The organism is Alcaligenes parafaecalis (assembly GCF_026344135.1).
Lineage (GTDB): Bacteria > Pseudomonadota > Gammaproteobacteria > Burkholderiales > Burkholderiaceae_B > Alcaligenes > Alcaligenes parafaecalis.
On record NZ_JAPKNA010000003.1, the window covers coordinates 512303 to 523662 of the forward strand.

The window sequence follows — 11360 nt, forward strand, 5'->3', positions numbered from 1 at the left end:
TATAATGCCGCCTATGATTCCGATTCTTATGTACCACCAGGTCGGGGTGCCCGCTCCTAAAGGCTCGCCGTATCGCGGTTTGACTGTGCACCCCACCGATTTCCGACGCCAGATGACCTGGCTGAAACGCTTGGGCTATCGTGGCTTGTCCATGGCACAGTTGATGCCGTATTTGCGTGGTGAAAAGCAAGGCAAAGTTGTGGGAATCAGCTTTGACGATGGCTACCGCAACGTCTTTCAGAACGCCATGCCGGTATTGGACGAATTGGGCTTTACAGCCACCAATTACATCGTTGCCCGACACTTGGACGGCTCCAACTTCTGGGACCAGCCCAAAGGCGTGCCACATTCTGGTCTGATGTCTTTGCCCGAGCTGCGCGCCTGGGTAAATGCCGGTCATGAAGCAGGCTCGCATACGCTGGATCACGTCCATTTGACGGATGTGTCCTCGGAAATTGCTCATTACCAGATCGCGCAATCCAAAGCAGAGCTGCAAGACGCGCTGCAAGTGGAAGTCAGCGCTTTTTGCTATCCCTATGGCGACCAGAATCAAGCGATTCGTGAACAGGTGCGGCTGGCCGGGTATCTGAATGCCACCACCACCAATCGTGGTCTAGCGCGCTCGGACGACGATTTGTTTGATTTGCCGCGCGTCACCGTATCGCGTTCCACCAATATTTTGCGCTTCGTGCAAAAGTGCGTCACACGCCTGGAAGACAAGCGCAGAACGGTTTCCCGCTCATGAGTTCAGATCAGCCCCACGACACCCCCGTTCCCGAGCGCCTGCGCATTGCTTTTGTTGTCGACCGTTTCGGCAATCGCTTTGGTGGTGCCGAAGCCTATGGCGTGGAGCTGATGCGCGAGCTGGCCGAAAAACACGAAATCACCGTATTTGCGCGTGAATACGACAGCCGCTGTGATCTGAAGCTGGCTTATGTGCCGATCCGCCATTGGTCGCACTGGCCCGGCTGGATACGCGGTATTTTGTTTGCCCGCCAGGCCGCTAAGGCAACCGCTCAAGGTTTTGACATTGTGCATTCGCACATGAATGGCTGGTGCGGGGATGTGGAGGTGGTGCATGTCACTCCCGTGCGCTTTAACTGGCGCGTGCGGCCTTTGCCTCTGCTGAAAAAACTGGGTTCCTACTTCAGCCCTCGGGTTTGGGGATACCTGGGTCTGGAAAAGCGGCGCTTGCGCCTGGGCCCTCATGCGGTCGTGGCGGTTTCTGGTCTGATTGCTGAGCAGTTGCAGCAAGCCTATGGCAGCGTGCATGAATATCCCGTCATTGCTCCTGGCGTTGCCTTGCCGCAAGCTGATCACCAGGAAGAGGAGCGCGCCAAAGTTCGCGAGTCTTTAGGTTTCAGCAAGGAACAGGTCGTTTGCTTGCTGGTGGCTCGTAATCCACTGCGCAAAGGCTTGAGTACGGTGCTGGAGGCTTTGGCAAAACTGCCTTCCCATTACCGCCTTTTGGTCGTAGGCGGAAAACCGGGCCTGCGCGACCAGATGCGTCAGCAGTTGCAAGCCTTGAATATGCAAGATCGAGTGATCTTGCAGGGCGAAACGTCGAATGTGGAGCCCTTTTATCGTGCGGCGGATATCTATGTGCATCCGACCCTGAACGATAGCTTCGGTATGGCACCGCTGGAAGCCATGTCCTATGGGCTGCCGGTTGTACTCAGCCCTAGCCCCTGGTGCGGCTTTGCCCAATACGTTCAGGGTGGCTATCACGCCTTGTTGTTGACCCACCCGGAAAATGCAGAAGAGCTGGCTCAGGCCATAGAGAAAATCAGCAAAGATCCGGTGATGGCTCGCAATCTGGTCGAGAATTCGCGTGAATTATTGATCCAGTTCAGTTGGCCTGCGGTGGCGACTCGCTATCAGGAGCTGTATCGGAAAGTGTTGCTTCGCCGCCAAGCTTAAAGGCGTTTGTAAGGCTGTTTTCTCTGTTACTGGTATTAAATTCTCAAAACTGCTGTTCAGTCATTGTTCAGCTTGCTCAATAGCGGATACACTTTGTGGCCTGTAGATACTCGGCCTGAGTATTTACCTGTCACTCATAGTCGCTGACGGAGCGAGTTTTGAAGGTCCTCATCACTGATATTCACCATGGTAATGGCGGCGGCCATGTCACCTACATTTTGGGTTTGTTGCGCGGTTTGGCCCATCAGTGTGAATTCACTCTGGCGGCACCGGCAACGGGCCGACTGTATCGTGAAGCTTTGCAGATACCCGGTGTAAGAGTGTTGCCGGGGCTGTATACCGCCCGTATCGGGACGGCCTTGTCAGAAATCTGGAACTTGCGTGGCTTCCTGCAGCGCGAAGCTTTCGACATTGTGCATTGCAATGGTAGTACCGATCACCGCCATGTCATGATCGCCTGCAAAACGCTGCCTAATCCCCCCGTCATTATCTGGACCAAACACAATACCAACCGTTTGCATAGCCTAGGTAACCGTTTGCGGGCGCGCTTTGGGACTGACCTTTGTATTGCCGTCAGTGATTATGTAGCCCGCCAACTGGCTAATTCTGATTATCGGCGTTGCAACGTTGAGCGGATTTATCACGGTCTGGATCTGGAGCATTACTCCCCGGTTTCCACACAGGAAAAGCAGGCCGCACGTCAGGCGCTTTTTGGCCCCGAGCTGGCAGAGAACTGCCTGGTACTGGGCTCGGTGGGGGGGACGGATCTGGAAAAAGGCTGGTTGCTGCTGGTTGAAGCGGTGGCCCGACTGGAGCCGGAGCTCAAGCAGCGCATTCGGATTGTAGTGGCAGGTGATCCGCCCGTGGCGGCCGTGCGCGAGCAAGTGCAGGCTTTGGGCTGCGCTGAACAGCTTGTCTTCCCCGGCCTGGTTAAGGATGTGCGCTCGGTCCTGGCTGCCTGCGATGTGGGCTTTGTGCTCTCGTATAAAGAATCGGCCTCTTACGCGTGCTACGAATCCTTGGCCTTGGGTCTGCCCGTCTTGATCTCCAATGCCGGTGGTCTACCGGAAAGCATTGAGCATTTGCATGAAGGCTGGGTCGTGCCTTGTGGAGACGTGGCGGCCATTGAGGCGCATGTGCGAGACATGCTGTGTCAGAAGTACTGTTTGCACACGGTGGGCAAGCGCGCCAGGCAACGGGCAGAAAATCGTTTTGATGCGCAGCGCTTTTCGATTGATACCTATCAGGCCTATTTGAAGGCACGGGCGCTATAAGCGAGATACTTGGCTCTTTGGTAAAAAAGCGTTCTGAGTGTATTTCAGAACGCTTTTTTTATAGCTAATTTTTGAGGGCTGGAGCCGTGAGCGCTTCCAGCTCGCCCAGCCAGATCAAGGCCTCTTCCCGCTTTGTTCCACACATTTCCTGCGAGGCTTGCAGGCCGGAACAACAGGCAGGCCGTTCTGGCTGGCCAAAAATCCGGCAACGCAATTGTTCATCAAGCTGGATACAGGGCACGCCTGCCGGTTTACCGTGTGGCATGCCAGGAATAGGGCTGGAAATAGAAGGGGCGATGCAGCAGGCCCCACATTCAGAACGACAAATCATGCCCAGCCTCGGGACCAGTACACCAGAATCCCCACATATTCCTTGATGATGGAACGGCTGGACTGCAAGGCCATCAGATTGGGTTTCCACATGGAGAACTCCGGGCTGTCTGGCACGGTCAATTGAGGGGCGGCACCCGCGGCAATCACATTGACCCCTTGCTTGCGGAAAATGGCCATGGCGCGTGGCATGTGCAGTGCAGAGGTCACCAGCAAAACCTGCTTGGCCTGTTTTTCTTGTAATAGCTGTGCGGTGTATGCACCATTTTGCTGCGTGGTCAGGCTGTCGTTTTCCATCAGCGTGGCTGAAGCGGGTACATTCAAGCTGTTCAGTGTGTTTGCCATGACCTTGGCTTCGCTGACGCCGCCGTCCAGAGCGGCTCCGGACAAGACGATATAGGGTGCACGACCTGCTTTATACAGATCTGCAGCCCGCTCTACCCGTGCCGAGGTTTTTTGTGCAGTTTGCGGCAGGAACCAGTTGCTACGGTTTTGAGCCGTGTGCCCACCTAGAACCACAATGGCATCGGCCGGCGCCACTTGGTCCGCAGGCTGATAGGGATACATTCTTTCCAGATACCCACCCGCATACAAGCTGGTCGCAGGCAGGGACCAGGCACCGGTCCAGAGCAAACCGGCCAGTGCCAGGGCGGCCGCCGTTTTGCGCAGCCGCAAGATAAAGAGTAGTACCGCCAAAAGCAAGAGGGCGGCAAATAAATTCAGCGGAATGACCAGGCTGGTCAGGATGCTCGAAACATTCATGGGTGCTCCCGCTCTGACTCTAGAACCTGCACCACCTCCTCCAGCGTAGGCCATTGGCCGTCCCGTCCCAGGCAAATGGCCAGTGGGGACCAGGGGCCGGTGTCTTCCGGATTGGTAACGCCACACAGGGTCAACTGCTGGGCCTTGATGGCCGCCGCGACATGGGAGACGCCAGAGTCATTGCAAATAACCCACTGCGCCTGTTGGCAAAGTCGCGCAAAGGCCCCTAGAGGCAGGGGCGGCAAGCAACGTGCGCTAGGCGCATTTTGCAGGGCAGCCTCATGCTCGTTGGGCGGGGGGCACATAATGACGGTTTTGCCTTGGGCTTGCAGATGGCGGGTCAGTTGGTCGAAATAGGGCCAGACTTTGACGCGGCCTTTGTGCAGTCCAGTTGCGGTGGGGGCGATCAGAATATAGTCGCCGGGGCGCAGGGCGGCTTGCCGCAGGCTGTTATCGCCTTCTTGCCGTTGCAGGGGGCTTAGCGTCAAATCTAGGGTGGCCGGGGCTTGTTCAGGGACGGGGCCCAAATTCCACAGGCCCAGCGCCTGTTGAACAATATAGAACCAGGATTGCACCGCATGCAACTGGTTTTGCGGCTTATTTAATGGCCAACGTAATAAAAGGCTACGGCCATCATCGCGGTAACCGCAGGCGGGTAAACCAGCCAGTTTGAAGCTGAGCGCACTGCTGAGCGAGTCGGGCAGCAAGAGGCCGTACGCGTTGCGGTGAGCATGCTGACGGCGATAGCGGCGTATGGCTCTGGCATCATGACGCCAATGGCTGGTCATGGGGATGAAACCATGCAAGGGGTAGGCCGATAGCAGTTCGCGGGCCCAGGGGCGGGCACAAACAACTACTGGTAAACCAGTGTCCAGCAGAGCCTGTAAACACGGCAGGCTCATGCATACATCGCCTAACCAATTAGGCAATCGTAGATAAAGGGCAGAGGGATCAGACATGAACAGGACAACTAGACAGAGCGAACCAGAGCGGGGACGCTCGATTCAGGCAATGAGCGTTAGAATAAACACAATTAGATAGTATATAGGGTGTCCTCGTTGTCCAACGCCATAGAAACCAAAATCAAGCCTGCTGGGCACGATCCCGTCAAATCCGACCTCTGGAAGCGCATTTACAGCCGTTTGCTGCCTTATTGGAAGGTCGTGGTCGTGGCGCTTATCCTGGTCAGTATCTCGTCGGCAACGCAGCCGGTACTGGCCGTGATCATGAAGCCTCTGCTGGACGGCGGCTTTACCGGCGCTAATCCAGACTATATGTGGTCCATCCCTTTGGCGGTGATCGGGCTGATGTTCGTGCGTGGCGTCACCAGTTATGGCAGCTCCTACTTGTTTGCCTGGATCGCCAACAAAATGTTGCTGACTTTACGTGGTGACATGTTCTCCCGCTTGCTGGGATTGTCCGATTCGGAGTTCAAGCAAGGGGACACGGGTCGCTTGCTGAACCGCTTCACTATTGATGCAGGCACCATGACCGGAGTAGCCACTGAGGTGGTCACTGTCGTGGTGCGCGAGACCTTGACGGTTATTGCCTTGCTGGGCGTCTTGCTCTACATGTCCTGGCAGTTGACCGTCATTGTGTTTCTGGTCATGCCTGCTTCGGTGTTTGTCGCCAAGATGGTGTCGCGCCGCCTGCGCCGCATCAACCGCGATACCGTCAACATGAATGCGGAGCTGACTCGTGTGGTCAGCGAGGCCATTGATGCCCAGCGCGTGATCAAGCTGTTTGACGGTTACGAGCGTGAAAATACCCGTTTCATGTATGTAAACGCGCGTCTGCGTCGTTTTGCCATGCGTGCAGCCTCGGCCGATGCGGCTTTGTCGCCCATCACGCAGTTGTTTGTGTCTATTGCGGTGGCAGGCGTTATTTTTGTCGCCCTGTACCAGGCCAATACCGGGTCCCTGACTATTGGTAGCTTTGCTGCCTTTATGGCGGCGTTGGGTCAGATTTTTGATCCCATCAAACGTCTGACTAATATTACGGGCACCATGCAGCGCATGCTGGTGGCGGCGGAAAGCGTATTCAAGCTGGTGGATCAGGACCCTGAGCCTGATACCGGTACGCGAGAGTTCAAGCAGCCTGTAAATGGCCATATTGAGTTCGAGGCCGTTCGTCACCGTTTCCCCAATGCGCATCGCGACACTCTGTCCGACGTCAGCTTTGCTGTGCAACCCGGCCAGACCATCGCCTTGGTAGGGCGTTCGGGTAGTGGGAAAACCACCTTGGCCAATATGCTGCCGCGTTTCCTGATTCCGACCAGCGGTCAGGTGCGGGTAGATGGTATTCCTTTGGATGAGCTGACCTTGCGCAGTTTGCGTAGTCAAATCTCTCTGGTCAGCCAGGATGTGGTGCTGTTTGAAGCTACTATCGGGCAGAACGTCGCTTACGGTGCGGGTGCTGATGTGCCTCCCGAGCGCATTTGGGATGCACTGGAGGCGGCTAATCTGCGCGAGTTTGTGGAAGGCTTGCCCCAGGGACTGGATACCATGGTGGGCGAAAACGCCAACTCCCTGTCCGGCGGCCAACGCCAGCGTCTGGCGATTGCCCGAGCCTTGATCAAGAATGCCCCTATTTTGATTCTGGACGAAGCCACCTCAGCCCTGGATAACGAATCCGAACGTCAGGTGCAGATGTCTCTAGAAACTTTGATGAAAGGCCGTAGCACTTTGGTGATTGCGCATCGTCTGTCCACCGTACAAAATGCAGACCAGATTTTGGTGCTGGATGAAGGACGGATTATTGAGCAAGGCCGTCACGACGAATTGCTGGCCCGTAACGGTGTCTATGCCGGTTTTTACCAAATGCAGTTTCAGTTCAACGAATAAGCAGCCTGACGCTGCACGATAAGGAACATCATGAAGAAAATCATTCTTGCGCTGGCCGGGCTGGCCGTATTGGCAGGATGTGCCAAGCAGGATGCGGAGTTGCGTGAACAGGATCTGCGTCGTCCCAGCTACTTCAAGACCGAACGACGCATTAATGACGACTTTGTTGGCATTCAGCGGGCCTTGTTCAAGCATCAGGCCGCGTGTGGCAAAGCGGCTGTGTTCAAGATGGACGAGCGTCAGGCCAGCTATGGCACCTTGCGCTATGAACTGGAACCGGGGGCGGGCTGGGATAAATCCATTCTGATCGACCTGACCTTGATGCAAAAAGGCTGGGTGGATGCCAAGGTCTACAGTTACCGTGCAGACGTGAAAGATGTGATCAAGGAAATCTTTACGTCTATCCGCGCGCCGGGCGTATGTAATCCTGACGATGCGCCGAAAGAAGTGCTGCCTGAAGATGACTTTGTGCCGGTTGCGCCGCTATAAGTTCTTGGTTGCAGACAGGAGAAGGTTCGCTGTTGTCGGCAAGTCTTGAGTGCGCGACTGCTGGAACCAGCCCCTTGTAAACCTTGACCCGCCTTTTCAGGCGGGTTTATTGTTTATGGACCCTTTTTATTAGTCGAGATGATGATGGATTTTGCTTCTACGCCCACACCCCAGCAAACAGAGACGACAACAGCCAGGCTCTATCTGATTTGCGGCAAGATTGCGGCGGGCAAATCTACATTTGCCAGGAAACTCTCCGAGCAATCAAAGACAGTATTGATTAGCGAGGATTTTTGGCTGGCCAGCTTGTATCCCGGCCAAATCAAATCGCTGGAAGATTACGCACGTTGCTCGGCGCAGTTGCGTGCTGCTATGGCGCCGCATGTTGCGGGCTTGCTGCAAGCTGGCCTATCTGTCGTGCTGGACTTTCCATCCAACACCCTGGCTACTCGGGCCTGGGCGCGAGAGGTGATCGAGCAGGGAGCGGCGGCTCATGAACTGCATTATCTGGATGTGCCGGATGAGCTGTGCAAAGCCCGTCTTCATGCCAGGAATGCGGGGGGTGAACACCCCTTTGAAACCACCGAAGCGCAATTTGATTTATTCAGTCGTTATTTTGTGGCGCCTCAGGAGTCCGAGGGTTTTCATATCATCCGTCATCAGATTACGGAGTAAAGGCGCTAGCCTGTGTCGCAGGCTTTATAGAGCGGATGCGTGGTAGATAGTGAGATTGGCCATCTGACCAATCTCACGAGCAGCCATAAGGTTTACAGCAAAATAATGTCGTACTGTTCCTGGGAGTAGTGCGGGTCTACTTCCAGCGAAATCGGCTTGCCAATAAAGTCACCCGCTACCGCCAGGTGCTGGCTTTCTTCTTCCAGAAACAGATCCACCACTTCCTGGGCAGCCAGAATACGGAATTCTTTGGGGTTGAACTGCTTGGCCTCACGCAAGACCTCACGCAGAATTTCATAGCAAACGGTGCGGGCCGTACGTACTGATCCACGCGACTGGCAGGTAGGGCAGGGCTCGCATAATTGGTGGGCCAGCGAATCGCGCGTGCGTTTGCGCGTCATCTCAACCAGACCTAGTTGGCTAAAGCCGTTAATCGTCACCCGCGTGCGATCTTTGGACAGGGCTTTTTGCAGTTCCTGCAAGACGGACTCCCGGTGAGTGGGGTCGTCCATATCGATAAAGTCCAGAATGATGATGCCGCCCAGATTGCGCAGACGCAGTTGCCGCGCCAGGGCAATGGCGGCTTCCAGATTGGTCTTGAAAATTGTGTCATCAAAATTGCGACCACCCACAAAACCACCGGTGTTCACATCGACGGTAGTCAGGGCTTCTGTCTGATCAATAATTAAATAGCCCCCTGACTTCAAATCGACCCGGCGTGACAAGGCGCGGTTAATTTCTTCGTCCACATGGGCGGTATCAAACAGGGCACGGCTACCTTTGTGGTGACTGATGCGTTCCAGAACAGAGGGTGTATAGATTTGCGCCCATTCCTTCATCTCTTGCACAACCGTGCGCGAGTCCACAATGATGGACTGCGTATTGGGGGTGACCATGTCACGCAAAACACGTTGTGCCAAGCTCAGGTCGGTGTAAAGAACCGAGGGGGCGCCTTGTTCGCGGATACGTTCCTGGATACGTGTCCATAAAGTGCGCAGATACTGTTGGTCAGCACTGATTTCTTCGTCGCTGGCGCACTCGGCTTGCGTGCGTACGATAAACCCGCCTTTCTCATCTTTGGGCATCAGGCGGCTGACGCGTTCGCGAAGCTCGATCCGGTCTGCATCTGAACCAATACGCTGAGACACACCGATATGCGGATCAAAGGGCAGATACACCAGCATGCGTCCTGCAATGCTGATTTGCGTGGAGACGCGCGCGCCTTTCGTGCCTAGGGGATCCTTGATGACTTGCACTAATAGAGACTGGCCTTCAAACAAGAGCTTTTCAATAGGCGTAGTCGGGCTACCTTGATTGCGCTCGGCTCGATTTTGCCGCAAGTCGGCAACATGAATAAAGGCGGCGCGCTCCAGGCCAATATCAATAAAGGCACTTTGCATGCCGGGTAGAACCCGTGCCACCTTTCCCAGATAGACGTTCCCCACATAGCCACGTTGGATGCTGCGCTCGATATGAATTTCCTGGACAGCGCCTTGCTCAACCAGGGCCACACGAGTTTCAAAGGGAGTAACGTTAATCAGGATGTCTTCATGCATAGTAGTTTCGCTCAGGAATATCTGTTCCGGGCTAGTGTAGGGCCAAGTCAGTGAGGCTGCTATGCCTTTATGACTATATAGAGTGTTTAGGGAAGATGAATGCTTTGATTGTCTTTGTTCAGGAGACCGCTTGTGGGGGCGGTTATGGTTCCAGCCGGTCTATGTAGGTCGCCGCTCGGGGCTCCGGGACAGAGTGTTGGGGCGGACTACTTGCCGGCGCGTTGCGCCGGTCCCCTTGTCAGAGTCACAATCGGGGCGCAGTCTGAACTCGCCCAGTGATTGGTCCCCGGACCAATCACAAGCGTTGGGCTCAAACAGCAGACTGCTTGCATCCCCGATTGTGACTCCGACTGCGGCAAGTCGTCTGATTCGCCCCAACACTCTGTCCCGGAGCCCCGAGCGGCTAACAGCCCTGCATAACACTCGATCTTGGAGGCCACTCAACTCTCCCTCTATATATATAGACGCTCTTTGTTGGGGGAGGGGATGATGCTGTGTGTTCGCTGCTGCTATCTTGTTTGCCAACCAACCAACCAACCAACCAACCAACCAACCAACCAACCAACCAACTAGTCAGTCCATCCATCCATCCATCCATCCATCCATCCATCCATCCATCCATCCATCCATCCATCCATCCATCCACTCATCGCTGGAGACACCTTTTAGGGGAGGATGCTCCCCCTATCTACATAGAGGGGTGAATTGTCGGAGGACGGAAGGATGATTTAACGAATTTCCGTCAGGAAAACATCGTTCAGGCCGTGCTTTACTCAGTAGAAAGCCGAAGCCTCCTGCCAGGAGGAAAAAATCCAAAATTAATCTAAAAAATATTTTTATAGTTATTATTCATAGTTATCAATGTACTACGCCGTTTTACGGGGTTTTCGCTCCTCAAATACTAAGAAAAAGGGCAAAGAAGGCTTGCCAGTCTGAAAATCATCGTGCTATAGTTCTTTTCTCGCTGCAGCACACACAGGGTTTTCCCTGAAGCGCTACAGAGAGCAGTTAGCCAAGATTCACCGCCTTGACCAAGAGGTCCGCACCGAAGCTTGAATAACTGAGTCAGGTAACTGACACGGTGTAAAACCCGGAGCTTGACAAATCAGAAAATTCTGTGTTAAAGTTCTAGGTTCTGCTCCAGAGAACGCAACGTTAAGTTTTTAAGTGGTTTCGATAGTTGAAGCGAATTTGAAAATTTACCCTTGTTTGTGAAGTTGGATGGTTGGCCTCACGGTTGATTGTTCGCCAGGTAGGACGGAACGAAAGTTCTGGTTAAGCGGGACGAGTTAGACGGTTTTAAAGCTTTCTAACTTCTTCAAAAAAACGCTTGACACACTGCCTGATCTGCTTCATAATCTCGTTTCTCTGCTGCTAACACAGCAAGGCACGAAGCGCCAAGCGCGACGAGCCAGCCGGGTTAGTCAGTGGAACGACAGGCAACTGTCACTGCTCTTTAACAATTAACAGCCGATAAGTGTGGGCGCTTGGAATGAGCGAGTCGAACCCTT

Annotated in this window: 10 protein-coding genes; 6 read left to right on the forward strand and 4 right to left on the reverse strand. The window is 54.5% G+C overall.

Features of this window, described 5'->3' with window-relative positions:
- Positions 1-28: 28 nt before the first annotated feature.
- The 3 genes from OSH09_RS12845 (at position 29) to OSH09_RS12855 (ending at position 3194) form a co-directional block, all read left to right on the forward strand.
- Positions 29-745: a polysaccharide deacetylase family protein gene (locus OSH09_RS12845; protein ID WP_376912348.1), complete on the forward strand. Its 717-nt coding sequence runs from the start codon at positions 29-31 to the stop codon at positions 743-745.
- A complete protein-coding gene (locus OSH09_RS12850) occupies positions 742-1920 on the forward strand; it encodes a glycosyltransferase family 4 protein (protein WP_266121176.1) in 1179 nt (392 codons plus the stop codon). The genes OSH09_RS12845 and OSH09_RS12850 overlap by 4 nt, the downstream gene beginning before the upstream one ends.
- 158 nt (positions 1921-2078) lie before the next feature.
- On the forward strand, positions 2079-3194 hold the full coding sequence (locus tag OSH09_RS12855; RefSeq protein WP_266121177.1) for a glycosyltransferase family 4 protein: 1116 nt from the start codon (positions 2079-2081) through the stop codon (positions 3192-3194).
- A gap of 64 nt (positions 3195-3258) precedes the next feature.
- On the opposite strand, the gene OSH09_RS12860 is transcribed toward OSH09_RS12855, so the two are convergent.
- Genes OSH09_RS12860 through OSH09_RS12870 form a run of 3 tightly spaced genes read right to left on the reverse strand, consistent with a single transcriptional unit; the run spans position 3259 to position 5188 of the window.
- Complete coding sequence (locus tag OSH09_RS12860; protein ID WP_222667408.1) at positions 3259-3525, reverse strand: YkgJ family cysteine cluster protein; 267 nt, start codon at positions 3523-3525, stop codon at positions 3259-3261.
- Positions 3522-4286, reverse strand: coding sequence for a YdcF family protein (locus OSH09_RS12865; protein ID WP_266121178.1), 765 nt, complete (start codon positions 4284-4286; stop codon positions 3522-3524). The genes OSH09_RS12860 and OSH09_RS12865 overlap by 4 nt, the downstream gene beginning before the upstream one ends.
- Entirely contained in the window at positions 4283-5188 is a 906-nt protein-coding gene (locus tag OSH09_RS12870) for a glycosyltransferase family 9 protein (protein WP_266121179.1), read from the reverse strand. The genes OSH09_RS12865 and OSH09_RS12870 overlap by 4 nt, the downstream gene beginning before the upstream one ends.
- 147 nt (positions 5189-5335) lie before the next feature.
- Between OSH09_RS12870 and msbA the strand changes: the two genes are divergently transcribed.
- From msbA to OSH09_RS12885, 3 genes are all read left to right on the forward strand, one after another.
- Positions 5336-7129, forward strand: a complete 1794-nt coding sequence (gene msbA / locus OSH09_RS12875) for a lipid A export permease/ATP-binding protein MsbA (protein ID WP_376912235.1) — start codon at positions 5336-5338, stop codon at positions 7127-7129.
- Between the two features lie 30 nt (positions 7130-7159).
- Positions 7160-7618 (forward strand): hypothetical protein, encoded by a 459-nt coding sequence (locus tag OSH09_RS12880; RefSeq protein ID WP_207873707.1) that lies wholly within the window; start codon positions 7160-7162, stop codon positions 7616-7618.
- A 144-nt stretch (positions 7619-7762) separates the two neighbouring features.
- Positions 7763-8293 carry an AAA family ATPase gene (locus tag OSH09_RS12885; RefSeq protein ID WP_323178763.1) on the forward strand — a complete coding sequence of 177 codons (531 nt, stop codon included), beginning with the start codon at positions 7763-7765 and terminating at the stop codon, positions 8291-8293.
- A gap of 92 nt (positions 8294-8385) precedes the next feature.
- On the opposite strand, the gene rng is transcribed toward OSH09_RS12885, so the two are convergent.
- Positions 8386-9849, reverse strand: coding sequence for a ribonuclease G (gene rng, locus OSH09_RS12890; RefSeq protein ID WP_266121181.1), 1464 nt, complete (start codon positions 9847-9849; stop codon positions 8386-8388).
- Positions 9850-11360: the final 1511 nt, after the last annotated feature.

Coding starts and splice junctions, on each gene's coding strand:
- OSH09_RS12845 (WP_376912348.1), top strand. CDS start 29: ATGTACCACCAGGTCGGGGTGCCCGCTCCTAAAGGCTCGCCGTATCGC.
- OSH09_RS12850 (WP_266121176.1), top strand. CDS start 742: ATGAGTTCAGATCAGCCCCACGACACCCCCGTTCCCGAGCGCCTGCGC.
- OSH09_RS12860 (WP_222667408.1), bottom strand. CDS start 3,525: ATGATTTGTCGTTCTGAATGTGGGGCCTGCTGCATCGCCCCTTCTATT.
- OSH09_RS12865 (WP_266121178.1), bottom strand. CDS start 4,286: ATGAATGTTTCGAGCATCCTGACCAGCCTGGTCATTCCGCTGAATTTA.
- OSH09_RS12870 (WP_266121179.1), bottom strand. CDS start 5,188: ATGAGCCTGCCGTGTTTACAGGCTCTGCTGGACACTGGTTTACCAGTA.
- OSH09_RS12880 (WP_207873707.1), top strand. CDS start 7,160: ATGAAGAAAATCATTCTTGCGCTGGCCGGGCTGGCCGTATTGGCAGGA.
- OSH09_RS12885 (WP_323178763.1), top strand. CDS start 7,763: ATGGATTTTGCTTCTACGCCCACACCCCAGCAAACAGAGACGACAACA.
- rng (WP_266121181.1), bottom strand. CDS start 9,849: ATGCATGAAGACATCCTGATTAACGTTACTCCCTTTGAAACTCGTGTG.